A 25623-nucleotide genomic window follows, 5' to 3' on the forward strand; every position below is an offset into this window, starting at 1 on the left:
CAAGGGAATGCATTTCAAATGTGGGAGCGAGCCTGCTCGCGAAGGCCGCGCCTCGGTCCTAGAGCGGAGCCAACTCGGTTTCAGCCTCGACGGCCTTCACCGCTTTGAGCTGACGCATCTGCTCGCAACCCCACAACACCCGCTCCGGGGTCGCCGGCGCATCGATCTTCGGTTGATGCCTGTAGTCGCCAAGGCTGGCCACCGCATCCTTGATCGCGCACCACGCGGCGATGCCGAGCATGAACGGCGGCTCACCCACAGCCTTGGAGTGGAACACCGTGTCTTCCGGGTTTTTGCGGTTTTCCACCAGCTTCACCCGCAGGTCCAGCGGCATGTCCGCCACGGCCGGGATCTTGTAGCTGGCCGGGCCGTTGGTCATCAGCTTGCCCTTGTTGTTCCAGACCAGCTCTTCCATGGTCAGCCAGCCCATGCCCTGAACGAAACCACCCTCGACCTGACCGATGTCGATTGCCGGATTCAGCGAGGCGCCGACGTCGTGGAGGATGTCGGTACGCAGCATCTTGTACTCGCCGGTCAGGGTGTCGACGATCACTTCGCAGCACGCCGCGCCGAAGGCGAAGTAGTAGAACGGCCGGCCACGGGCCTGGCTGCGGTCGTAGTAGATTTTCGGGGTCTTGTAGAACCCGGTGCTCGACAGCGACACCTGATTGAAATACGCCAGCTGGATCAGCGCTTCGAAGGTCATGATGTGGTCGCGCACACGGACGTGGCCGTTGTGGAATTCCACGTCTTCTTCGCTGACCTTGTAATGCCGCGCAGCGAACTCGACGAGGCGCTGCTTGATGATCTCGGCGGCGTTCTGTGCAGCTTTGCCGTTGAGGTCGGCACCGCTGGACGCCGCCGTCGGCGAGGTGTTCGGCACCTTGTCGGTGTTGGTCGCGGTGATCTGCACGCGGTCCATTTCCACCTGGAACACTTCGGCCACGACCTGCGCGACTTTGGTGTTCAGACCCTGGCCCATCTCTGTGCCGCCGTGGTTCAGATGGATGCTGCCGTCGGTGTAGACGTGCACCAGCGCGCCGGCCTGGTTGAGGAAGCTGGCGGTAAAGGAAATGCCGAATTTCACCGGGGTCAGCGCCAGGCCTTTTTTCAGGATCGGGCTGTTGGCGTTGTAGCGACGGATCGCTTCGCGGCGCTCGGCATACTGGCTGCTTTCTTCCAGTTCGGCGGTCATTTCCTCGAGCATGTTGTGCTCGACGGTCTGGTAGTAATGGGTGACGTTGCGCTCGGTCTTGCCGTAGTAGTTGGCCTTGCGCACGGCCAGCGGATCGAGGTTCAGGTGACGGGCGATGGCGTCCATCACTTCCTCGATCGCGACCATCCCTTGGGGGCCGCCGAAGCCACGGTACGCGGTGTTCGACGCGGTGTTGGTCTTGCAGCGGTGACCATTGATGGTCGCATCGCCGAGGTAGTACGAGTTGTCCGAGTGGAACATTGCCCGGTCGACAATCGAGGCCGACAGGTCAGGCGAGCAGCCGCAGTTACCGGCCAGATCCATGGCGATCCCGTGCAGGCGGCCGGTGCTGTCGAAGCCGACGTCGTACTCGACGTAGAACGGGTGACGCTTGCCGGTCATCAGCATGTCTTCGACCCGTGGCAGGCGCATCTTGGTCGGCTGGCCGGTGAGGTGCGCGACTACGGCACACAGGCACGCCGGGCTGGCCGCCTGGGTTTCCTTGCCGCCGAAACCACCGCCCATGCGGCGCATGTCGACCACGATTTTGTTCATCGAAACGTCGAGGACTTCGGCCACCAGCTTCTGCACTTCGGTGGGGTTCTGGGTCGAGCAGTAGACGATCATGCCGCCGTCTTCGGTCGGCATCACCGAAGAGATCTGCGTCTCCAGATAGAAGTGTTCCTGACCGCCGATGTGCAGCGTGCCCTGAATACGGTGTTCAGCCGTGGCCAACGCATTGGCTGAATCGCCGCGCTGGTGGGTGTGGCTGTCGAGCACGAAGTGGCGTTTGCGCAGGGCTTCGACCACGTCGAGCACCGGTTCCAGATCTTCGTATTCGATGATCGCGGCCATGGCGGCCTTGCGTGCGGTTTCCAGATCCTTGGCGGCCACGGCCAGTACCGGTTGACCGACGAACTGCACGTCATCGATGGCCAGCAGCGGATCGCCCGGCAGCAGCGGGCCGATGTCTTTCAGGCCCGGCACGTCTTCGTGGGTAATGGCTATGCGCACGCCTTCGAAGGCATAGCAGGGCTTGGTGTCGATGCTGATGATTTTCGCGTGGGCGCGATCCGACAACCGTGCGTAAACGTGCAACTGATTGGGGAATTCCAGCCGGTCATCGATGTACTGCGCTTCACCGGACACATGCTTGGCGGCGCTGTCATGCTTGACGCTGCGGCCGACACCGGTGGTCAGGTCCCTGGCGAACAATTCAGCCAGTTCAGCTTGTGTTTTCTCTACGCCGTGATGGTTAGACATAAGCGGTCACCCGAGTCTCGATGTGCGGTGTTTGCAGTTCGATGAAGTATTTGCGCAGCAGGTTCTGCGCGCTGAGCAGGCGGTATTCCTTGCTGGCGCGGAAGTCCGAGAGCGGGGTGAAATCCTCGCCCAGCGCGGTGCAGGCACGTTCGACGACAGCATTGTTGAACGGCTGGCCGAGCAGCACGGCTTCGCAATGGGCGGCGCGTTTCGGGATCGCGGCCATGCCGCCGAAGGCGACGCGGGCGTCGGTGATCACACCGTTCTCGACGCGCAGGTTGAAGGCGGCGCAGACGGCGGAGATGTCATCGTCCAGACGCTTGGAGACTTTGTAGGCGCGGAAACGCTGCTCGGCGGTGGCGCGAGGGACGATGATTTTCTCGATGAACTCGCTTTCCTGGCGCGCGGTGACCCGGTAATCGATGAAGTAATCTTCCAGGTTCAGCGTGCGCCGGGTCTCGCCCTTGCACAGCACGATTTGCGCGCCGAGGGCAATCAGCAGGGGTGGCGAGTCACCGATCGGCGAGGCGTTGCCGATGTTGCCGCCGAGGGTGCCCTGATTGCGGATCTGCAGCGAGGCGAAGCGGTGCAGCAGTTCGCCGAAGTCCGGGTACTCGGCGTTCAACGCTTCGTAGCAGTCGGAGAGGGCGGTGGCGGCGCCGATTTCGATGCGGTCTTCGAAGTGCTCGATGCGCTTCATTTCGGCGACGTTGCCGACGTATATCATCACCGGCAGGGTGCGGTGGAACTGCGTGACTTCCAGCGCCAGATCGGTGCCGCCGGCCAGCAATCGGGCCTGTGGATACGCGTCATAGAGGTCGGCCAGATCGGCCACGGTCAGCGGCACCAGGCAGCGTTTGTCGCCGCTGTTGAGTTCGCCGATCGATGTCGGGGCAATGGCTTTGAGGCGGGCGATGGTTTCCGCTTCCCGGGCGTCGAACTGGTCCGGCTGCTTGCCGCAGCAGGATTGTTCGGCGGCCGCCAGGATCGGCCGGTAGCCGGTGCAGCGGCAAAGGTTGCCGGCCAGCGCTTCGTGGGCCTTGGCATGGTCCGGTGCATCGCTGTTCTTTTGCAGTGCGAACAACGACATCACGAAGCCGGGGGTGCAGAAGCCACACTGCGAACCGTGGCACTCGACCATGGCTTTCTGCACGCTGTGCAGTTCGCCCTGGTGCTTGAGGTCTTCGACGCTGATGAGTTGTTTGCCGTGCAGCGACGAAACGAACGTCAGGCACGAGTTGAGGCTGCGATAGCGAATGTGCTCGCGGCCATCGTCATCCGTCTGCAACTCGCCGACCACCACCGTGCACGCGCCGCAGTCACCGCTGGCGCAGCCTTCTTTGGTGCCGGATTTGCCCACGTGTTCACGCAGGTAGTTGAGCACAGTCAGGTTCGGGTCCAGGGCGTGCTCGCTACGGAGTTCCTGGTTGAGTAAAAACTGGATCACGGAAGGCCTCGCAGACTCATTATTGTTGTTAAGCGACTTGAGCCGAATTTAGCAGGTCTGACTTTTCGGTCAATGGTTTTCTGACTTAAAGGTCAGGAAAAACCGTTTTGTCGCTTTGCAACGTGTCTCTTCAGTATTGACCCTCATTGGATCAAGCGCTTTTTTGCGGGATTCGTGCCAAAAACCGCTGTGCGGGCACTCCGCCATGAACGCGCATTGCGCTACACTGCGCCGCTTGTGCAGATCGAAGAGTTTGAAGGACAACCATGACGTTCAAGGCGCCGGACAGCCTCGCCGAGCAAATCGCTCACCACCTCGCCGAACGGATCATTCGCGGCGAAATGAAGCCGGGAGAGCGTATCCAGGAACAGAAGGTCACGCTGGCGCTGAACGTCAGCCGCGGCTCGGTCCGCGAAGCCTTGCTGATTCTCGAACGCCGTCATCTGATCGCGATCCTGCCGCGTCGCGGCGCCCACGTCACCGAGCTGACGGCGCACAAGGTGCAGAGCCTGTGCACGCTGATGAGCGAGCTGTACATCCTGCTCGGCAACGCAGTGGCCAATGGCTGGCAAGTCCAGGCCGACATGGCGCCGTTCGTGCAGATCCAGCAGCGCCTGACCGCCAGCTACGAGCGTCAGGACATCCGCACCTTCGTCGACGACAGCTTCAACGTGATGCGCGCCGCGTACCCGTTCGCCAACAATCCGTACCTGCAGGAAACCGTCGAAAACCTGCAACCGGCCATGAGCCGTGCGTACTTCCTCGCGCTGGAACAGCGCAAGGCCGAAATGAGCGAGTTCCTCGAACTGTTCGAGCGCTTGCTGGCCGCCGTCCTCGCCCGTGACCTGCCGCAGATCCGCATTGTGCTGACGGCTTACGCCCAGCGCAGCTGCGATCTGGTGGTGTCCGCCCTGACGGTTGCCTGACCTTGCGCCTCAAGTGCATCAAACTGGCGGGGTTCAAATCCTTCGTCGACCCGACCACGGTGAACTTCCCCAGCAACATGGCGGCGGTCGTCGGGCCGAACGGTTGCGGCAAATCGAACATCATCGACGCCGTGCGCTGGGTGATGGGCGAAAGCTCGGCGAAGAACCTGCGCGGCGAGTCGATGACCGACGTCATCTTCAACGGCTCGACCAGCCGCAAACCGGTGAGCCAGGCCAGCATCGAACTGGTGTTCGACAACTCCGACGGCACGCTGCTGGGCGAGTGGGCGGCGTACGCGGAAATTTCGATCCGCCGCAAAGTGACCCGCGACAGCCAGACCACTTATTACCTCAATGGCGCCAAATGCCGTCGTCGTGACATCACCGACATTTTCCTCGGCACCGGCCTCGGCCCGCGCAGTTACTCGATCATCGAGCAGGGGATGATCTCCAAGCTGATCGAGTCCAAGCCGGAAGACCTGCGCAACTTCATCGAAGAAGCCGCGGGTATTTCCAAGTACAAGGAGCGCCGGCGCGAGACCGAAAACCGCATCCGCCGCACCCACGAAAACCTCGCTCGCCTGACCGACCTGCGCGAAGAGCTCGAACGCCAGCTCGAACGCCTGCACCGCCAGGCCGAGGCCGCCAGGAAATATCAGGAATTCAAGGCCGAGGAGCGCCAGCTCAAGGCGCAACTGTCGGCCCTGCGCTGGCAGGATCTGAACGATCAGGTCGGTCAGCGCGAATCGATCATCGGCAACCAGGAAATCAGCTTCGAAGCGCTGGTCGCCGAGCAACGTAACGCCGATGCCGCCATTGAGCGCCTGCGCGACGGTCACCATGACCTGTCCGAGCGCTTCAATCTGGTGCAGGGGCGCTTCTATTCGGTCGGCGGCGACATCGCCCGGGTCGAGCAGAGCATCCAGCACGGTCAGCAACGCTTGCGCCAGTTGCAGGACGACTTGAAGGAAGCCGAGCGCGCGCGCCTCGAAACCGAATCGCACCTGGGCCACGACCGTACCTTGCTGCTGACCCTCGGCGAAGAACTCGATCAACTGACCCCCGAGCAGGAAATCACCAACGCCGCCGCCGAAGAAGCCGCCGCAGCGCTGGAAGATTCCGAAACCGTCATGCACGGCTGGCAGGAGCAGTGGGACGCCTTCAACCTGACCGCCGCCGAGCCGCGCCGTCAGGCCGAGGTGCAGCAGTCGCGCATCCAGCAGCTGGAAACCAGCATGGAGCGTCTGGCGGATCGGCAAAAACGTCTGGGCGAAGAGCGCGCGCTGCTCTCGGCCGATCCGGAAGACGCGGCGATCATGGAACTCAGCGAGCAGCTCGCCGAGTCCGAAGCCACCCTTGAAGATCTGCAGACCAGTGAAGAAGCCCAGGTCGAAAAACTCGAGCAACTGCGTCAGGAGTTGCAGCAAGCGTTGACTGCGCAACAACAGGCGCAGGGCGATTTGCAGCGGCTCAACGGTCGCCTCGCGTCCCTCGAAGCCTTGCAGCAGGCCGCGCTCGATCCGGGTACCGGCACCGCCGAATGGCTGAAAGAACACAACCTCGCCGAGCGCCCGCGTCTGGCCGAAGGCCTGAAGGTCGAGGCCGGTTGGGAGCTGGCGGTGGAAACCGTGCTCGGCGCCGACCTGCAAGCGGTGTTGGTGGATGACTTCGACGGTTTCGATCTGTCCGGTTTCGCCCAGGGCGATCTGCGTTTGCTCAGCCCCGGCAATGACGGCGTGCGCGTGGCCGGCAGCCTGCTGGACAAGGTCGAGGCGCAGGTGGATCTGTCGCCATGGCTGGGTCAGGTCAAACCGGTCGACAGCCTTGAGCAGGCACTGGCATTGCGCGGCCAACTGGCTGCGGGTCAAAGCCTGATCAGTCGCGACGGCTACTGGGTTGGTCGGCACTTCCTGCGGGTACGCCGTGCCAGCGAGGCCGAAAGCGGCATGCTTGCGCGGGGGCAGGAAATCGAATCGTTGCATGCGGAACGCGAAGAGCGCGAAGCCACGGTCGAAGCCATGGAAACCCGTTTGCAGACCCTGCGCGCGCAACAGCGTCAGCAGGAAAACGGCCGCGAACATTTGCGTCGTTTGTTGCAAGACGAAGCCCGCCAGCAAGGCGAATTGAAAGCTCAACTGTCCGCCGGCAAAGCCAAGGCCGAGCAGTTGACCCTGCGTCGTACCCGTCTCGACGAGGAGCTGGTCGAGCTCGCCGAACAGCGCGAACTGGAACACGAAAATATCGGCGAAGCGCGGATCCAGTTGCAGGACGCCCTCGACGCCATGGCCCTCGACACGGAGCAGCGCGAGTTGCTGCTGGCCCAGCGCGACAGCCTTCGCGAACGCCTCGACCGGGTGCGTCAGGAGGCTCGTCAGCACAAGGATCATGCCCATCAATTGGCCGTGCGTCTTGGCTCGCTGCGCGCACAACACGATTCGACCCGCCAGGCGCTGGAACGTCTGGAGATGCAGGCCGAGCGTCTCACCGAAAAACGTGAACAGCTCAGCCTGAATCTGGAGGAGGGCGAGGCGCCGCTAGAGGAGCTGCGCCTCAAACTCGAAGAGTTGCTCGACAAGCGCATGAGTGTCGACGACGAACTCAAGACTGCTCAAATCGCCCTGGAAGACGCCGACCGCGAACTGCGCGATGCGGAAAAGCGCCGGACCCAGGCCGAGCAGCAATCGCAATTGATCCGCGGCCAGCTCGAACAGCAACGCATGGAGTGGCAGGCCCTGACCGTGCGTCGCAAAGCGCTGCAGGATCAACTGCTGGAAGACGGCTACGATTTGCACGGCGTGCTCGAAACCTTGAGCGCCGAGGCCAGTGAGAAGGAGGCCGAAGAAGAACTGGAACGTATCGCCGCACGCATTCAGCGCCTGGGCGCGATCAACCTCGCGGCGATCGACGAATACACGCAACAATCCGAGCGTAAACGTTATCTGGATGCCCAGGACGCCGACCTGGTGGAAGCCCTGGAGACGCTGGAAAACGTCATCCGCAAGATCGACAAGGAAACCCGTAACCGTTTCAAAGATACCTTTGATCAGATCAATGGCGGTTTACAGGCGCTTTTCCCGAAAGTTTTCGGTGGAGGACGCGCGTATTTGGAACTGACGGGCGAAGATCTACTCGATACAGGGGTGACGATCATGGCGCAGCCGCCCGGAAAGAAGAACAGCACCATCCATTTGCTCTCCGGCGGCGAAAAGGCCCTGACCGCACTGGCACTGGTTTTTGCGATCTTCAAGTTGAATCCGGCGCCGTTCTGCATGCTCGATGAGGTTGACGCGCCACTGGATGACGCTAACGTTGGACGCTACGCACGCTTGGTCAAAGAGATGTCGCAGACCGTGCAGTTCATCTATATCACCCACAACAAGATCGCCATGGAAATGGCCGAGCAGTTGATGGGCGTGACGATGCACGAGCCGGGATGTTCGCGACTGGTAGCCGTGGATGTCGAGGAGGCGATGGCGATGGTGGATGCCTGAGCCGGCGCTGTCGGAAAAGGTATTTGCAGTCTGTAGGACATATTTACCGGCTTCGACTTGCTGGCCAATCGACATAATCGCGCAAGCCAATGAGACAGACGGTGTAAAGTTGTCTTTGGTCGTGCTAGTTTAATGTCAATTTTTCGTATACGTGGGCAAAACGCCTGTCAGAACATAGAGTTGGCGCCACGTTTTAAAGCGGTTTGCACAGTGTAAACCCCTTATTTTTCAGCATTTTTTATAGAGGCACGGGATTACATGGAAATCGGTCTGCGCGAGTGGCTGATCGTCATCGGCATCATTGTGATAGCCGGTATTCTTTTCGATGGCTGGCGCCGTATGCGCGGCGGCAAGGGAAAACTGAAATTCCGTCTTGACCGAAGTCTGTCCAACCTGCCGGACGAGGACACCAGCGCCGAGCTGTTGGGCCCGGCCCGCGTGCTGGATACCCATAAAGAGCCACAACTGGACGAACACGACCTGCCATCGGTGAGCATGCCGGCCCGCGAACCACGCGAGCCTCGCGAATCCGGTTCCAAGCGCGGCAAGCGTGGCAGCAACGGTCCGGCCCAGGGCGACCTGAACCTCGATCTGGACCTGGACGGCGGTCCGAGCTTCAGCAGCCGTGACGATGACTTCATCGAGCCTGTCGCCAAGTCGTCGCCGGCCGTTGCCGACAAGGATCAGCCGCAAGCCGAAGAAGTACTGGTGATCAGCGTGATCTGCCGCGACCCGGCCGGCTTCAAGGGCCCGGCACTGTTGCAGAACATTCTGGAAAGCGGTCTGCGTTTCGGCGAGATGGACATTTTCCACCGTCACGAAAGCATGGCCGGCAACGGCGAAGTGCTGTTCTCCATGGCCAACGCGGTCAAGCCGGGCATCTTCGATCTGGACGACATCGACCATTTCAGCACTCCGGCGGTGAGCTTCTTCCTCGGCCTGCCAGGCCCGCGTCATCCGAAGCAGGCCTTCGACGTGATGGTGGCGGCAGCCCGCAAGCTGTCCCAGGAACTGAACGGCGAATTGAAAGATGACCAGCGCAGCGTCCTGACCGCGCAGACCATCGAGCACTACCGTCAGCGCATCGTCGAATTCGAACGTCGCGCCCTGACCCAGAAGCGTTGATTGAAAAGGTTGCCTCGCAATAAAGGGGCAATCGGCAAAATAGATTGAGCAGCCTCGGCTGCTCTTTTGCTTTATGAGAGAACACCCATGACTGCCGCCAAAGACCGCATTCTAGAGCTGCGCGCTGAACTCGATCAGCACAACTACCGTTACCACGTCCTCGATGAGCCGAGCATTCCGGATGCCGAGTACGACCGGTTGTTCCACGAGCTCAAGGCGCTGGAAGCGGCCAACCCGGAACTGATCACCAGCGACTCGCCGACCCAGCGCGTCGGCAGCGTGGCGCTGACCGCATTCACCCAGGTGCGTCACGAAGTGCCGATGCTCAGCCTCGGCAACGCCTTCGAAGAAACCGACATGCGCGAGTTCGACCGCCGGGTGACCGAAGGTCTGGACCTGCCGGCCGGTGATCTGTTCGGCGGTGGTGCGGCAGTGGAATACAGCTGCGAGCCGAAACTCGATGGCCTGGCGGTCAGCCTGCTGTATCAGGACGGCGTGCTGGTACGCGGCGCCACGCGCGGCGACGGCACTACTGGCGAAGACATCAGCGTCAACGTGCGCACGGTGCGCAACATCCCGCTGAAGCTGCACGGCACAGGCTGGCCGGCGACCCTGGAAGTGCGCGGCGAAGTGTTCATGTCCAAGGCCGGTTTCGAGCGTCTCAACGCCTCGCAACTGGAAGTCGGCGGCAAGACGTTCGCCAACCCGCGCAACGCCGCCGCTGGCAGCTTGCGTCAGCTGGATTCGAAGATCACCGCCAACCGTCCGCTGGAATTCTGCTGCTACGGCATCGGTCAGGTCTCTCACGATATTTCCGACACCCACATCGGCAACCTCAAGCAACTGCAAGCCTGGGGCATGCCGATCAGCCACGAATTGAAACTGGCCAAGGGCATCGGCGAATGCCTGGATTACTACCGCGATATCGGTGAGCGCCGTAACTCGCTGGCCTATGAAATCGACGGTGTCGTATTCAAGGTCAACAGCATTGCCGACCAACGCGAACTGGGCTTCCGCGCCCGCGAACCGCGCTGGGCTATCGCCCACAAATTCCCGGCCATGGAAGAGCTCACCGAACTGCTCGACGTGGAATTCCAGGTCGGCCGTACCGGCGCCGTCACTCCGGTGGCGCGCTTGAAACCAGTGAAGGTTGCCGGCGTCACCGTGGCCAACGCCACGCTGCACAACATGGATGAGGTCGCGAGGCTGGGCCTGATGATCGGCGATACGGTGATCATTCGCCGTGCCGGTGACGTGATTCCGCAAGTGGTGCAAGTGGTCCTCGAGCGCCGCCCGGAAGATGCGCGGCCGGTGCAGATTCCCGAGAACTGCCCGGTCTGCGGCTCCCACGTCGAACGCACGCAACTGGTCAAACGCAGCAAAGGCAAGGAAACCATCAGCGAAGGCGCGGTGTATCGCTGCGTCGGTCGTCTGGCCTGCGGTGCGCAGCTCAAGCAGGCGATCATTCACTTCGTTTCCCGTCGGGCGATGGACATCGAAGGCCTCGGTGACAAGAGCGTCGAGCAATTGGTGGACGAAGGTCTGGTCAGTTCGCCGGCCGATCTTTATGCGCTGAAGTTCGACGACATCGTAGACCTGGAAGGCTTTGCCGAAGTGTCGAGCAACAAGTTGCTGGCCGCCATCGAAGACAGCAAGAAACCGGGTCTGGCGCGCTTCATTTATGCGCTGGGTATCCCGGATGTCGGCGAGGAGACGGCCAAGGTGCTGGCGCGCTCGCTGGGGTCGCTGGAGCGCGTCCAGCAAGCCTTGCCGCAAGTGCTGACGTACCTGCCGGACATCGGTCTGGAAGTGGCGCACGAGATTCACAGCTTCTTCGAAGATGCGCACAACCAGCAGGTGATTACCGAATTGTTGGGCCATGGTTTGCAGATTCAGGATCAGGGCGAACTGGGCGCAGAGTTTGCCGCGAGCACCACGTTGGGTGGCTTCCTCGACAAGCTGCACATTCCTTCGGTGGGGCCGGGCGGGGCGCAGAAACTGGCAGACAAGTTCGAAACGCTGGAAGGGGTGATGAACGCTGACTGGCTGGACATGCGCCAGGCATTGCCGGAGAAGCAGGCTAACTCGGTGCGTGAGTTCTTCGCTTTGCCCGAGCATCGTCAACTGGCCGAAGACGCTGAAAAGCAGCTGCGCGATTTCGGCATGCACTGGCAGAGCGAAAAGAAAGTCGTCGAAGGCCTGCCGCTTTCCGGCGAAACCTGGGTACTGACCGGCAAGGTCGAGCTGATGAGCCGCGACGTCGCCAAGGAACACCTGGAAAGCCTCGGCGCCAAGGTCGCCGGTTCCGTGTCGGCCAAGACCCATTGCGTGGTCGCGGGGCCGGGCGCCGGGTCGAAACTGACCAAGGCCAACGAGCTGGGCGTGAGGGTCATGGATGAAGAGGCATTTATCGCGTTCCTGAAAGGACACGGTATTTCCGCCTGACGCAACGCGCGGGAACGATCGACTCGCGGGAATGATCTAGTCTTGGCAAGCCCAAGGGAGAGATCGCCATGTACCGCTTTTTCGAGCAGCTCAGTTCCCGCATCGTCGCGCCGTTCATGGGCGAATCCTCGCGCAACAGCAAAGTCTGGCCGTGCCGCTGCGGCCAGTCGCTGTTCTTTCGCAACAGTCAGTGCCTGGCCTGCAACGCGGCGCTGGGTTATCAACCGGAGCACAGTCGGCTGACCTCGCTGCAACCGGGGCCGTTTGAAGGCTCCTGGACGCTGGACGTCGATCCCGAGGCCGGACTGTTCCGGCGCTGCGCCAATCTCGATACCCCGGCCGCCTGCAACTGGCTGCTGCCCGCCAACGATCACGACACCCTGTGTGCTGCCTGCGATCTGAATCGCACCATTCCCGATCTGTCCGTCCCGGAAAACCCCGAGCGCTGGCGCAAGGTGGAAATCGCCAAGCGGCGACTGGTGGCGCAACTGATCAGCCTCGGCTTGCCGGTCATCCCGAAAACCGTCGACGAAGAAACCGGCTTGGCTTTCGATTTCATCGGCGTCGATCTGGAGGGCAATGCTCCCATGACCGGCCACGCCAATGGCTTGATCACCCTCGATATTGCAGAAGCCGACGACGCCCATCGCGAACAGGTCCGGGCGCAGATGCACGAACCCTATCGCACATTGCTCGGGCATTTTCGCCATGAGGTCGGGCATTACTACTGGGATCGGTTGATCGCCAACGGCCCGTGGCTGAGTTCGTTCCGCAACCTGTTCGGCGACGAACGCGCCAGTTATGCCGAGGCGCTGGAGCGGCATTATCAACAGGGCGCGCCGGCCGACTGGTCGCAGCATTGCGTCAGCGCCTACGCCACCATGCACCCGTGGGAAGACTGGGCGGAAACCTGGGCGCATTATCTGCACATGATGGATGCGGTAGACACAGCGCTGGGTTTCGGCATGAGTGCCCGGGAGATGGACCTCGACTATCAGCCGTTTCCGTCGAGCACACTGTACGACCCCGAACATCCCGGCGGCGCGGCATTCCTGTCGTTCGTCAACGCGTGGATCGAACTGGCCGGCATGCTCAATGAGCTGTCGCGCAGCATGGGCCAGCCGGATTTCTATCCCTTCGTGCTGCCGCCGGAGGCAATCGCTAAGCTGCACTTCATTCATCTGGTGATCCAGCAAGAGGGCGGCCGCGCGGACGAGGTGCTTCAGGCGCAATAGCAAGTGCTTGAAGCCCTTCATATTTTTAATCTGCAACGAGCGGTTGTAACTTCGTCTCAGATAGGTACAATGGCGCGGCTCGCCGACAGGTGAGTGTCGTTATGGTGACCCTATCGGTCCCCCCGCAACGATTACCCGTGAACCTGGTCAGAGCCGGAAGGCAGCAGCCACAGCGGGAACATTGTGTGCCGGGGTGTGGCTGGTAGGGTTACCACCTTAACGAACACCGAACGAATCAACGCCGAACTGCATGGGTTTCGCCCACTGCGGTTTTTTTATGTCTGCGATTTGGCGGTTCGTGCCCAAACCCTCTGCCAGCAACGGCGTCGACACGGGGTGATCATTTCCCCTGCAATCGCGCATACTCGCCACCACCGAAATAAATGAAGAGTCTGGCCAGGATTGACCTAGTAGGTTTCTGCCCTGGCCGCGAGGTTTTATGCTCCCGGAACATTCCGATCTATCCAGCCCCGTGTTCTTGCCTGTCACGGATGAGACCTGCGCGAACCTGTTGCAGGCGAGTGGCACCAAAGCCCTCGAAGCCCTGACCGACCCAGAGTTGGCGGCAGTGCTGGTCATCCAGAATCTGGTGCAGACGACAGAGCAGGATCTCGGCGCCGTGGCGGCAGAAAAAATTCTGGCCAAGCTCTTGTCCTGGGCTGCCGAAAAGCGGCAGTCAACGTCGGCGGGCCTGCTGTCGGAAGCACAGCGGCTGTTCGATCCGCGCAAATTGTATTTCGGCCTGAAGGTCCTCCAACCGCTGAACCTGCGTTTTCTGCTGGCCGAAGAAGTGTCCGCACGCGACTACTTGTTGCCCGATGGTCAGTGGGATTTCGAATACAAAGTCCGGCGCCATCGCAGCCATGACCCGTTCAGTCAGCAGATCGTGACGCCCCGGCAGCGCGAGCGCTGGTTGAGCCCGGCACAGGACAAACTGGTCAGGACATTCCGCGCCAACCTGGACGAAGACCTCCACGTTCAAGGTTACGCGGGGATCGGCAAAAGCCATCTATTGGTAGCGTTGCTGGAGCACCTGCGGCCGGAGAAAACCCTGTTGCTGGCGCGCACCCCGGCCAAGCTGGAAGTCCTTCGCCAGCGCATGGTGGGTCCGAGTGAGAAGAAGGCCGGCAAGACCTTCCTGGCGTTTGCCCAGTCGCTGATGCTCGGTCGCAGGCCTCAGGCGGAGGGGAAGCGAATCCCGAGCCGGCAGGCGCTGGCACAGGAACTGAACATCTTCGGCTTCCGCCACCATGACGGGCAGGCGACCCTTGAACTCTGCCTCAAAGTGATCGAGCGCTACTGCCGCTTCCGTGATCACACCTTTTCCGCGAAGCATCTGCCGCATTTCAACCAGCCGCTCTCCAGCGTGGACGCGCAAGTGTTGCTGGAGTATTCGAGCCGGCTGTGGGGCTACCTCGAGCTCAATCCGGCGTGGGGCAGCCAGACCGGTTTCGAAGCGCTGCTGATGATCAAGCGCGCCTGCATTGCCGGTTGCGTGGTGCCGGCGCGCTACACCCACGTGCTGATCGACGAAAGCCAGGACATTCCCGGCTCGCTGTTGCAGATTATCGAACGCGGCCGCCAGGTGCTGATCACCCTCGGCGACGAGTACCAGCAGGCCAGCGGCGTATCGGTCAAACGGCAGCGTGAGGTTCGCCAAAGCGATATCAGCTATTCCGTGCGCTCGGGCCGTAACGTCGAGCGGCTGGTCAACCCGCTGATCGCCCGGCACTCGCAGAAGGGCAAGATTCCGTTCGAAGGCGCCAGTGACGCCGACGTCGTCATCAAGGAATATCCGGAAGGCTTCGTGCCGTCCGAGGGTTGCGTGGTGCTGACGGCATCGCCGTGGGACACCATGATCTGGGCCATCCATCTGCACGACTCCAACTGCAAGTTCAGATTCCCGGACAAGCGCATCCAGGATGATCTGAAGCATTTCATGGCCACCGCCATCGAACTGTTCAAACCTGACTTCTACCGCTCGGAATTCAGCGAAAACGGCGTACATCCGTACTTCAGCGACCTGCCTGACTGGCAAGCGGTGTGCGACGCCAACCGGTTCGACGAATCGTTCCTGCGGGTCAGGGCCAGGCTGGAAAACGGCTTCATGATCGCCGACCTGACGCGACTGAACCGAATGATCGACAGCACTGGAAACGGCTGCATGCTGATGCTGGCGGAAGAGGCGGGAGGCATGGAGTTCGACAAGGTGCTGTTGACCCCCGGGCTGCTGACCAACGAGAAATTCAAGGATGCCTACGCGTTCGATCAACGGATCTGCGCGGTTTACATCGCCATCTCTCGCGCCAGGCTGAAACTTTACGTGCCGTACGATGTGGTCGCCTGGGTCGAGTATCACGAGTACCAGAAATTCCGCGATTCGGCGGGGCATTGATCGAGCGATTCAGAGACTCATGGGGCGTTTTCGGGGGCTCCGGTATATAACCGGATAATGTCATCAATCTCCCCCGACATTTTCATCTGCAGCAACGTCCTCAATATCCGCTGCACCGGCACTTTCGGATCGTTGCGCACGTAACAGCCGACCTGCTGCTCCTGCAATACCGTCACCCCTTGCAATTGCTGCCCCGGCAGCAGGCGCTGGTTGAACCAGTCCAACGTCCATTGATTGCTCACGGCGTAGCGGTAGCGGCCGGCCAGGAGTTTTTCCAGCACCTGTTCCTGGTTGCGCGCGTCTTCGCGCCATAAGCGGTCGGTGTCGAACAGCGGCTGAAGCGTGGGATAGCTGTAACCGAGCACGGTGCCGATAGCCTGGCGGGGCAGGTGGGCCGGATCGACGCTGGAAGGTTGATCCTGGCGGCTGATCAGCAGGTCACGCTGGAAAAAAAGCGGAATGCTCCAGATGTAATCGCCGGACTGGTTCGGCAGCCAGGATTGCGCGGCATAACAGCGCACGTCGACTTCGCCGTGTTCCATGGCGCTCTGCACCCGGGTGCGGGGCAGGACGTGAAACTCCGCCGGCACGCCGACCTGGGTCGCGAGGCTGAGCATCATGTCGTAAAGAATGCCCTGGGTCGGTCGGCCATGTTCGTATTGCACCAGTGGCATCGCCCAGCTGTCGGCCATGGCAAAACGCAGCGGCGGCTGTGCGGCCATCGCGTTCAGGCTGATTCCCAGAATTGCCCCCAAGGCCCACCGCATAAATGCTCCGGTAATTCCCGATCCCGAGCCGACAAAAGCCCTCGCCCATGCAGCTTAGCCAGAATAGAAGAGCGCACCGGATGCAATTTTGCCCTTGCTCCGCTAGCATTAGCCGCTTCTGCTTCCTTTGCCGCGACGGTTTTCGATGAGTTATCAGGTTCTTGCACGTAAATGGCGTCCGCGCTCGTTCCGCGAAATGGTCGGCCAGACCCATGTGCTCAAGGCTCTGATCAATGCCTTGGACAGCCAGCGCCTGCACCACGCCTACCTGTTCACCGGGACGCGGGGCGTCGGCAAGACGACGATTGCGCGGATCATCGCCAAATGTCTGAACTGTGAAACAGGTATCACTTCAAGCCCTTGTGGCGAGTGTTCGGTGTGCCGCGAGATCGATGAAGGCCGCTTCGTCGACCTGATCGAGATCGACGCCGCGAGCCGGACCAAGGTCGAGGACACCCGCGAACTGCTCGACAACGTGCAGTACGCCCCGAGCCGCGGGCGCTTCAAGGTCTACCTGATCGACGAAGTGCACATGCTTTCCAGCCATTCCTTCAATGCGCTGCTGAAAACCCTCGAAGAGCCGCCGCCCTACGTCAAATTCATCCTGGCGACCACCGACCCGCAGAAACTTCCGGCAACGATTTTGTCGCGATGCCTGCAGTTCTCCCTGAAGAACATGACCCCGGAGCGTGTGGTCGAGCATTTGACTCACGTCCTGACTGCCGAAAACGTACCGTTCGAAGACGACGCCCTGTGGCTGCTCGGCCGCGCGGCCGACGGTTCGATGCGCGACGCCATGAGCCTGACCGACCAGGCCATCGCCTTCGGTGAAGGCAAGGTTCTGGCCACCGACGTACGGGCGATGCTCGGCACGCTGGACCACGGTCAGGTCTATGACGTATTGCATTCCCTGATCGAAGGCGACGCCAAGGCGTTGCTCGAAGCCGTACGCCACCTGGCCGAACAAGGGCCGGACTGGAACGGCGTACTCTCGGAAATTCTCAACGTGCTGCACCGCGTCGCCATCGCCCAGGCCTTGCCGGAAGGTGTCGACAACGGTCACGGCGACCGTGACCGGGTGCTGGCACTGGCCCAGGCCCTGCCGTCCGAAGACGTGCAGTTCTATTACCAGATGGGCCTGATCGGTCGCCGCGACTTGCCGCTGGCGCCGGACCCGCGAGGCGGTTTCGAAATGGTGCTGCTGCGGATGCTGGCCTTCCGGCCGGCGGACACGGCGGACGCCCCGAGGCAACCGCTAAAGCCAGTGGGGATCAGCCAGGCCACAGTTGATTCCGCAAACTCAGTGGCTGCCGCGCCGAAACCTGCGCCGGTAGTTGCTGCGGCTGTTGCGCCCGCTCCGGTGGTTGCACCTGCACCTGTTCCAGAGCCCGCACCGGTTGCCCCGGTGATTGCACCTGAACCCGTGCCTGAGCCGGAGCCCGAACCGGTCGCTGTCGAAGAAGTCGTCGATCTGCCGTGGAATGACCCGGTAGAACCGGCGCCTGTGCAGCAGCCATCGGTAGAGCCGGTGCTGGAAACGGCCGCCGAGCAGCCAGAACTGCCACCAATGCCGCTGCCGACCCCGGACAGCGTCGTGCCGGATGCCCCTGAATGGGCCGCTGCGCCGATCCCTGAGCCGTCCGTGGCCGAAGTCGATGCCTTCACGCCGGGCATGGACATGGACGACGAGCCGCCGCTGGACGAGGACTACATCGAGCCGGACATGGATTCGGCCTACAGTTACCTCGATGATCTGGCCAGCGAACACGCCGCAGAACCGGCCCCCGAACCCGAGCCGGAACCCGCCGCCGCGCCGGCCACCGGTCTGGCCCTGCAATGGCTGGAGCTGTTCCCGAAACTGCCGATTTCCGGCATGACCGGCAGCATCGCCGCCAACTGCACGCTGATCGCGGTCGATGGCGACAACTGGCTGATGCACCTGGACCCGGCCCACAGCGCCTTGTTCAACGCCACCCAGCAGCGGCGTCTGAACGATGCCTTGAACCAGTACCATGGCCGCACGCTGAACCTGAGCATGGAGCTGATCAAGCCCGAGCAGGAAACCCCGGCCCAGGCCGCGTCCCGGCGCCGTGCCAACCGTCAGCGCGAAGCGGAGGAGTCGATCCACGGCGATCCGTTCATCCAGCAGATGGTCCAGCAGTTCGGTGCGGTCGTGCGACACGATACTATTGAACCTGTCGACGCCCTGGTCACTCAGGGCTAATAAATGAAGGTGTTCGGCGCAAGTCGCCGGGCGCTGTATTGATCCAAGTACTTTTGAGGTAATTACCATGATGAAAGGTGGCATGGGCAACCTGGTGAAGCAGGCGCAGCTGATGCAGGAAAAAATGGCCAAGATGCAGGAAGAGCTGGCCAATGCAGAAGTCACCGGCAAGGCCGGCGGCGATCTGGTCACCGTGGTGATGACCGGCCGTCATGACGTGAAAAAAGTCAGCATCGACCCGAGCGTACTGCCGGGCCTGGACGAAGATGACCGTGAAGTGGTCGAGGATCTGGTAGCTGCTGCCGTCAACGCCGCCGTGCGTCAGATCGAAGCCAACAGCCAGGCGAAAATGGGCAGTTTGACCGCTGGCATGAACCTGCCGGGCGGGATGAAACTGCCGTTCTGATTCGCCTTGGCGGGTTGGATGAGCTACAAAAAATGCCAGGCATCGCGCCTGGCATTTTTATTTCCGGCTGACGAAACATCGAACGCGCCATTGTTGCAACGGTCTGCTCCCTATACCGCCGAATTCAGCATTCACAGGAGACGCTGACATGTCCGACCCTCTGACTCTTAATCAACGCTTCGTGCTGGCCTCGCGCCCGGTGGGCGCGCCGACACCCGAGAATTTCCGTCTGGAGCGCGAGGCGCTGCCGGATCTTGAAGACGGCCAGTTGCTGCTCAAGACCCTTTACTTGTCGCTCGATCCCTACATGCGCGGACGCATGAGTGACGCGCCGTCCTACGCGGCGCCGGTACAAATCGGTGAGGTGATGACTGGTGGTGCTGTCAGCCGGGTCGAGCAATCGCGTCATCCGAAATTCCAGGTCGGCGATCTGGTGGTCGGCGCTACGGGCTGGCAAAGCCACAGCCTCAGCGACGGGCGCAACATCATCCCGATCCCTTCGGGGCTGCCGAGCCCGTCGATGGCCCTTGGTGTGCTGGGCATGCCGGGCATGACTGCGTACATGGGGCTGATGGACATTGGTCAGCCGAAAGCAGGGGAGACCCTGGTAGTCGCTGCGGCGTCGGGCGCGGTAGGCTCGGTGGTGGGCCAGGTCGCCAAGATCAAAGGCCTGCGCGCCGTCGGCGTGGCCGGAGGGGCCGAGAAGTGCAAGTACGTGGTCGAGGAGTTGGGTTTCGACGCCTGTATCGATCACAAGGCGCCGGACTTCGCCGAACAACTGGCAAAGGCCTGTCCGAAAGGCATCGACATCTATTACGAAAACGTCGGCGGCCATGTCTTCGATGCGGTCGTGCCGCTGCTCAATCCCAAGGCACGGATCCCGTTGTGCGGCCTGATCGCCGGCTACAACGCCACGGAAGCGCCGAAAGGCCCGGATCGCTTGCCTGCCTTGCAACGCACCCTGCTGACCAAGCGTGTACGCATTCAGGGCTTTATCGTGTTCGACGACTACGGCGACCGTCAGCCGGAATTCATCAGCGCCATGGTGCCGTGGGTGCGCGAGGGCAAGGTGAAATTCCGCGAAGACGTGGTCGATGGCCTGGAGCAGGCACCGCAGGCGTTTATCGGGCTGCTGGAGGGGCGCAACTTCGGCAAACTGGTGGTGCGGGTCGCCCAGGGCTGAGGATTTGACGCTGGCCGGAGGCGCGGGTATAAACCGCGTCTCGTTGTTTTGTCGGACTTTTTCCCCATGAGCTTCAGCCCTTTGATTCGCCAACTGATCGACGCCCTGCGAATTCTGCCGGGCGTGGGTCAGAAAACTGCCCAGCGTATGGCGTTGCAGTTGCTCGAACGTGACCGCAGCGGCGGCACGCGCCTGGCCCAGGCCTTGAGCCAGGCCATGGAAGGGGTCGGACACTGCCGCCAGTGCCGCACGCTGACCGAAGACGACCTGTGCCCGCAATGCGCCGACACGCGCCGTGACGACACGTTGCTGTGCGTGGTGGAGGGGCCGATGGATGTGTACGCGGTCGAGCAGACCGGATTCCGTGGTCGCTACTTCGTGCTCAAGGGGCACCTGTCGCCGCTGGACGGCCTGGGCCCGGAAGCCATCGGCATTCCGCAACTGATGGCGCGGATCGAAGAGGCGGGCACCTTCACCGAAGTGATCCTCGCCACCAACCCGACCGTGGAAGGTGAAGCGACGGCGCACTACATCGCGCAATTGCTCAACAACAAAGGCCTGATTGCCTCGCGTATCGCTCACGGCGTGCCGTTGGGTGGCGAACTGGAGCTGGTGGACGGCGGCACGCTGGCGCACTCGTTTGCCGGGCGCAAGCCGATTTCTCTCTGAGCCACACAATCCTGTTGAAAACCAAGCAAGCGCTCGGTTAAGTTCGGCGAACCCTTCCATGGAGTTCGCCGATGCCCGCCTTCCAGGAATACTTCGACCCCAGCCACCAAATGGTCCGCGACAGCGTCAGACGTTTCGTCGAGCGTGAGATCCTGTCGGACATCGATGCGTGGGAAGAAGCCGAAAACTTCCCCCGTGAGCTGTACCTCAAGGCCGGTGCGGCCGGCATCCTCGGCATCGGTTATCCCGAAGCGCTGGGCGGCAGTCACGAAGGTGACCTGTTCGCCAAGATCGCCGCCAGCGAAGAACTCATGCGTTGTGGCTCCGGCGGACTGGTCGCCGGGCTTGGTTCGCTGGATATCGGCTTGCCGCCCATCGTCAAATGGGCCCGGCCCGAAGTCCGTGACCGCGTCGTACCCCAAGTGCTCAGCGGCGAGAAGATCAGTGCGCTGGCAGTGACCGAGCCGGGCGGTGGCTCCGACGTCGCCAACCTGCAGACCCGCGCCGTACTCGATGGCGATCACTATCGGGTCAGCGGCAGCAAAACCTTCATCACCAGTGGCGTACGCGCGGATTACTACACCGTCGCGGTGCGCACCGGCGCGCCCGGTTTTGGCGGCATCAGCCTGTTGTTGATCGAGAAGGGCACACCGGGTTTCACCGTCGGCCGACAACTGAAGAAAATGGGCTGGTGGGCGTCGGACACGGCTGAATTGTTCTTCGACGATTGCCGGGTGCCTGTGGGAAACCTGATTGGCGCGGAGAACATGGGGTTTGCCTGCATCATGGGCAACTTCCAGAGCGAGCGTCTGGCCCTGGCGCTTATGGCCAACATGACCGCGCAACTGGCGCTGGAAGAGAGCCTGAAGTGGGCGAAGGAGCGTGAGGCGTTCGGCAAACCCATCGGCAAGTTTCAGGTGATCAAGCATCGCCTCGCGGAAATGGCCACGGCGCTGGAAGTCTCCCGGGAGTTCACCTACCGGCAGGCGGCGAAGATGGCGGCGGGGCAGAGTGTGATCAAGGAGATCTCCATGGCCAAGAACTTTGCCACGGACACCTCGGACCGCATCACCACCGAAGCGGTGCAGATTCTCGGCGGGCTGGGTTACATGCGCGAAAGCCTGGTGGAGCGGCTGTATCGGGATAACCGCATTCTGTCGATTGGCGGCGGGACGCGGGAAGTGATGAACGAGATCATCAGCAAGCAGATGGGACTTTAGATTTTGCAGCGAGGCTGCCGGCCCATTCGCGAGCAAGCTCGCTCCCACAGAGGAACGCATTCCAACTGTGGGAGCGAGCTTGCTCGCGAAAGCGGTGGAGCAGGCGCTATTTACTTATCGGTCAACGCAAACTGCGTCAGGCAGAACGTAGGAATCCCCATGTCTTCCAGACGCTGTGAGCCACCCAGCTCCGGCAGATCGATGATCGCTGCCGCTTCATGAACGCGGGCGCCCATGCGGCGGATCAGGTTGGCCGCTGCGATCAGCGTGCCGCCGGTGGCGATCAGGTCATCGAACATCACCACCGAATCGCCTTCGCACAGGCTGTCGGCGTGCACTTCGAGGAACGCTTCGCCGTACTCGGTCGCGTAGCCTTCAGCCAGCACGTCCGCCGGCAGTTTGCCTTGCTTGCGGAACAGCACCAGCGGCTTGTTCAGCTGATAGGCCAGCACCGAACCGATCAGGAAACCACGCGCGTCCATCGCGCCGATATGGGTGAAATCGGCTTCCACATAACGGTGGGCAAAGCTGTCCATCACCAGGCGCAGGGCCTTGGGCGACTGGAACAGCGGGGTGATGTCGCGAAAGATCACGCCCGGTTTCGGGAAATCGATCACAGGGCGGATCAGGGATTTGATGTCGAAGGAGTCGAAGACCATCGTCGAGGTGTCCTGGCAGGGCTGCAAACGGCGCAGTATACCCGCGGCTGAAACGATACGCTCGGCCGCGGGTCGAGATCAGACTTCGAGCGAGCCGCCAGCCAGGGCGCAGAGCTGGATCGGGTCGAGGATATGGATTTCCTTGCCCTCGGCGGCGATCAGTTCGTTCTGCTGGAAGCGGGTGAAGACCCGGGACACGGTTTCCACCGCGAGCCCCAGATAGTTGCCGATTTCATTGCGCGACATGCTCAGGCGGAACTGGTTGGCCGAGAAGCCGCGAGCGCGGAAACGGGCCGACAGGTTGACCAGGAACGTGGCGATGCGCTCGTCTGCGGTTTTCTTCGACAGCAGCAACATCATTTGCTGGTCGTCGCGGATTTCCCGGCTCATCACGCGCATCAACTGACGGCGCAGCTGCGGCAATTGCAGGGCCAGTTCGTCGAGACGTTCGAACGGAATCTCGCAGACCGAGGTAGTTTCCAAAGCCTGGGCGGAAACCGGGTGTTTCTCGGTGTCCATGCCGGACAGACCGACCAGTTCGCTCGGCAGGTGGAAACCGGTCAGTTGTTCTTCGCCGGCATCACTCAGGCTGAAGGTCTTCAGAGCGCCGGAGCGTACTGCATAAACGGAATCGAAGGTGTCGCCCTGGCGGAACAGGAACTCACCCTTTTTCAACGGGCGGCCACGTTTAACGATTTCGTCCAGCGCATCCATGTCTTCCAGATTCAGCGAAAGTGGCAGGCAGAGAGGGGCCAGGCTGCAATCCTTGCAATTAGCCTGGTTATGAGCGCGCAGTTTAACTGGCTCGGACATTTCTTAAATCCTTGTGGGAAAACACACATAAGGCGTAAGGGTAACCCAGGGGAGGACATTCAGGCCAGCCTGTGGCGAGATTGCCTCCACGGCATAAAGCCGCAGGGATGGCGGCCGATAAACAGGTATCTGACGGCATGCAAGGAACCGCTTCGATGACTGCTATTGGCACGCTGACCCCCGGTAACAGTGGCGTTGCGTCATTGCTGGAAAGTGCTGAAACCTCCGTTGACGATGAGTCCGGCACAGGCGCGGCATTGTTGGGAACCCCGACCTTGGTCGAGGGCGTCAAAGTGTCGCTGTCCGGTGCCGCCATTGCAAAATCCGCCGGTGTCGGCGGGAAAAACAGCGATATCGATGAGAGCGGCTTGCCGGAAAACGTCCAGCAATTGCTGAAGATGATTCGCAAGTTGCGTCAGCAGATCGCCGAAAAGAACGCCCAGATCAACGCGCTGATGGCTGACAAGACCCTCTCCAACGAAGAGCGATTCGCCAAGATCGCTGCCCTCAAAGGCGCCATTTCCGCCCTCAACAACGGTTTGATTACCGCCAACCTGTCCCTGGCCAAGGTCATCGACCAATCGGGCCTGACTGCGGACCAGAACCTGAAAACCAATACCTTGCTGATGAAGAGCTAGATCACCCGCGAGAAACGCTGGCGGTTCTGCTGTTCCAGATACGCGTCGAACACCATGCACACCGAGCGCACCAGCAGGCGCCCGGCAGGCAGCACGTTGATTCGTTCGCGATCCAGTTCGATCAACCCGTCCTTTGCCATGCCTTGCAACTGCGGCCAGAGCGCGCCGAAATAGCCCTGAAAATCGATGTTGAAACTGCGCTCGATCTCGGCGAAATCCAGGCTGAAATTGCAGATCAGTTGCTGAATCACCGCGCGACGCAAGCGGTCGTCAGCGTTGCACACCAGGCCACGGCTCGTGGCCAGTTGCGCGCCGGCGAGGGTGTTCTGGTAGTGATTGAGGTCGCTGCTGTTCTGGCAGTACAGGTCGCCGATCTGGCTGATGGCCGACACGCCCAGACCGATCAGGTCGCAATGACCGTGGGTGGTGTAGCCCTGGAAGTTGCGTTGCAGGGTCGATTCTTCCTGGGCAATCGCCAGTTCATCGTCGGGCAGGGCGAAGTGGTCCATGCCGATGTAGCGATAGCCGGCGGCGGTCAGTTGTTCGATGGTGCGTTGCAGCATTTCCAGCTTTTGCGTCGGGCTCGGCAGTTCGTTGCCGTTGATCCGCCGCTGCGGCATGAAGCGTTCCGGCAGGTGCGCGTAGTTGAACACCGAGAGCCGGTCCGGTTGCAGGCTGATGACTTCTTCGACGGTGCGGGCAAAGTTGTCCGGGGTCTGCTTGGGCAGGCCGTAGATCAGGTCGATGTTGATCGAGCGAAATTGCAGGGTCCGCGCTGCGTCGATCACCGCGCGGGTTTCTTCCAGGCTTTGCAGGCGATTGACCGCCCGTTGCACCGCCGGGTCGAGATCCTGCAGGCCGATGCTGACCCGGTTGAAGCCCAGTTCCCGCAGCAGGCCCATGGTCGACCAGTCGGCTTCGCGCGGATCGATTTCGATGCCGTAATCGCCGGAGTCGTCATCCAGCAAATTGAAATGTTTGCGCAGGTGCGCCATCAACTGCCGCAATTCGTCGTGGCTGAGAAAGGTCGGGGTGCCGCCGCCGAAGTGCAGTTGTTCGACTTTCTGCGCCGGGTCGAGGTGGCAAGCGATCAACTGGATCTCCTGCTCGAGCCGTTGCAGGTACGGCAGGGCGCGGCCGCGATCCTTGGTGATGACCTTGTTGCAGGCGCAGTAGTAGCAAATGTTCGCGCAGAACGGCACGTGCACGTACAGCGACAGCGGGCGCAGGGCCTTGCGGCTGTCGCGCAAGGCGTGGAACAGGTCGAAGGTGCCGACCTGACTGTTGAATTGCACGGCCGTCGGGTACGAGGTGTAGCGCGGCCCCGCCAGGTCGTAGCGGCGGATCAAATCGGTGTCCCAACGAATGGCGTCGAGCATGCGGGCATTCCCCCGGATAGGCTGGCAGTGTGAGCGAGTCTAGGGGAGGGCGCGGCGGGGCATCTTGATTTGTATCAACGGGGAGGATTTGTATAAGTCATGCGGCCCCATCGCGAGCAAGCTCGCTCCCACAGGAGATTTGT

General features: G+C 61.5%; 18 protein-coding genes and 1 other RNA gene. 13 read left to right on the plus strand and 6 right to left on the minus strand.

Features of this window, described 5'->3' with window-relative positions; translation table 11 throughout:
- Positions 1-58: 58 nt before the first annotated feature.
- Together xdhB and xdhA are read right to left on the minus strand one after the other, a co-directional pair.
- The gene (gene xdhB / locus CAG02_RS25380) at positions 59-2458 is read right to left on the minus strand and encodes a xanthine dehydrogenase molybdopterin binding subunit (protein WP_085711920.1); all 2400 of its coding nucleotides are present in this window, start codon (positions 2456-2458) and stop codon (positions 59-61) included.
- Entirely contained in the window at positions 2451-3905 is a 1455-nt protein-coding gene (xdhA, locus tag CAG02_RS25385) for a xanthine dehydrogenase small subunit (protein ID WP_085711921.1), read from the minus strand. Before xdhA ends, xdhB begins: the two co-directional genes overlap by 8 nt.
- 266 nt (positions 3906-4171) lie before the next feature.
- Between xdhA and CAG02_RS25390 the strand changes: the two genes are divergently transcribed.
- The 7 genes from CAG02_RS25390 (at position 4172) to CAG02_RS25420 (ending at position 15522) form a co-directional block, all read left to right on the plus strand.
- Positions 4172-4831 (plus strand): GntR family transcriptional regulator, encoded by a 660-nt coding sequence (locus tag CAG02_RS25390; protein WP_065259722.1) that lies wholly within the window; start codon positions 4172-4174, stop codon positions 4829-4831.
- A gap of 2 nt (positions 4832-4833) precedes the next feature.
- Positions 4834-8322, plus strand: coding sequence for a chromosome segregation protein SMC (smc, locus tag CAG02_RS25395; protein ID WP_085711922.1), 3489 nt, complete (start codon positions 4834-4836; stop codon positions 8320-8322).
- 258 nt (positions 8323-8580) lie between these two features.
- The gene (gene zipA, locus CAG02_RS25400) at positions 8581-9447 is read left to right on the plus strand and encodes a cell division protein ZipA (protein ID WP_085711923.1); all 867 of its coding nucleotides are present in this window, start codon (positions 8581-8583) and stop codon (positions 9445-9447) included.
- Positions 9448-9534: 87 nt separating this feature from the next.
- Positions 9535-11892: an NAD-dependent DNA ligase LigA gene (gene ligA / locus CAG02_RS25405; RefSeq protein ID WP_085711924.1), complete on the plus strand. Its 2358-nt coding sequence runs from the start codon at positions 9535-9537 to the stop codon at positions 11890-11892.
- A gap of 68 nt (positions 11893-11960) precedes the next feature.
- The gene (locus CAG02_RS25410; protein ID WP_085711925.1) at positions 11961-13127 is read left to right on the plus strand and encodes a putative zinc-binding metallopeptidase; all 1167 of its coding nucleotides are present in this window, start codon (positions 11961-11963) and stop codon (positions 13125-13127) included.
- 111 nt (positions 13128-13238) lie between these two features.
- Positions 13239-13335: signal recognition particle sRNA small type (gene ffs / locus CAG02_RS25415), an RNA gene on the plus strand.
- Between the two features lie 231 nt (positions 13336-13566).
- Positions 13567-15522, plus strand: coding sequence for a hypothetical protein (locus CAG02_RS25420; protein ID WP_085711926.1), 1956 nt, complete (start codon positions 13567-13569; stop codon positions 15520-15522).
- Between the two features lie 17 nt (positions 15523-15539).
- On the opposite strand, the gene CAG02_RS25425 is transcribed toward CAG02_RS25420, so the two are convergent.
- On the minus strand, positions 15540-16289 hold the full coding sequence (locus CAG02_RS25425) for an ABC transporter substrate-binding protein (RefSeq protein WP_085711927.1): 750 nt from the start codon (positions 16287-16289) through the stop codon (positions 15540-15542).
- A 145-nt stretch (positions 16290-16434) separates the two neighbouring features.
- On the opposite strand from CAG02_RS25425, the gene dnaX reads away from it, so the two are divergent.
- From dnaX to CAG02_RS25450, 5 genes are all read left to right on the plus strand, one after another.
- Positions 16435-18513: a DNA polymerase III subunit gamma/tau gene (gene dnaX, locus CAG02_RS25430; protein WP_085711928.1), complete on the plus strand. Its 2079-nt coding sequence runs from the start codon at positions 16435-16437 to the stop codon at positions 18511-18513.
- 67 nt (positions 18514-18580) lie between these two features.
- Positions 18581-18919 (plus strand): YbaB/EbfC family nucleoid-associated protein, encoded by a 339-nt coding sequence (locus CAG02_RS25435; protein WP_085711929.1) that lies wholly within the window; start codon positions 18581-18583, stop codon positions 18917-18919.
- 148 nt (positions 18920-19067) lie between these two features.
- On the plus strand, positions 19068-20102 hold the full coding sequence (locus tag CAG02_RS25440; RefSeq protein WP_085711930.1) for an NADP-dependent oxidoreductase: 1035 nt from the start codon (positions 19068-19070) through the stop codon (positions 20100-20102).
- A gap of 66 nt (positions 20103-20168) precedes the next feature.
- Positions 20169-20771 (plus strand): recombination mediator RecR, encoded by a 603-nt coding sequence (gene recR / locus CAG02_RS25445; RefSeq protein ID WP_085711931.1) that lies wholly within the window; start codon positions 20169-20171, stop codon positions 20769-20771.
- A gap of 71 nt (positions 20772-20842) precedes the next feature.
- Positions 20843-21991, plus strand: a complete 1149-nt coding sequence (locus tag CAG02_RS25450; RefSeq protein ID WP_085711932.1) for an acyl-CoA dehydrogenase family protein — start codon at positions 20843-20845, stop codon at positions 21989-21991.
- 110 nt (positions 21992-22101) lie between these two features.
- On the opposite strand, the gene CAG02_RS25455 is transcribed toward CAG02_RS25450, so the two are convergent.
- Complete coding sequence (locus tag CAG02_RS25455) at positions 22102-22650, minus strand: adenine phosphoribosyltransferase (protein ID WP_003223345.1); 549 nt, start codon at positions 22648-22650, stop codon at positions 22102-22104.
- Positions 22651-22728: 78 nt separating this feature from the next.
- The gene (fnr, locus tag CAG02_RS25460; protein WP_085711933.1) at positions 22729-23463 is read right to left on the minus strand and encodes a fumarate/nitrate reduction transcriptional regulator Fnr; all 735 of its coding nucleotides are present in this window, start codon (positions 23461-23463) and stop codon (positions 22729-22731) included.
- A 155-nt stretch (positions 23464-23618) separates the two neighbouring features.
- On the opposite strand from fnr, the gene CAG02_RS25465 reads away from it, so the two are divergent.
- A complete protein-coding gene (locus CAG02_RS25465; RefSeq protein WP_085711934.1) occupies positions 23619-24101 on the plus strand; it encodes a hypothetical protein in 483 nt (160 codons plus the stop codon).
- Here CAG02_RS25465 and hemN read toward each other — a convergent pair.
- On the minus strand, positions 24098-25480 hold the full coding sequence (hemN, locus tag CAG02_RS25470; RefSeq protein WP_085711935.1) for an oxygen-independent coproporphyrinogen III oxidase: 1383 nt from the start codon (positions 25478-25480) through the stop codon (positions 24098-24100). The genes CAG02_RS25465 and hemN overlap by 4 nt on opposite strands.
- Positions 25481-25623: the final 143 nt, after the last annotated feature.

It is taken from the genome of Pseudomonas sp. R43(2017), from assembly GCF_002112345.1.
In the GTDB taxonomy this organism is placed as follows: domain Bacteria; phylum Pseudomonadota; class Gammaproteobacteria; order Pseudomonadales; family Pseudomonadaceae; genus Aquipseudomonas; species Aquipseudomonas kribbensis.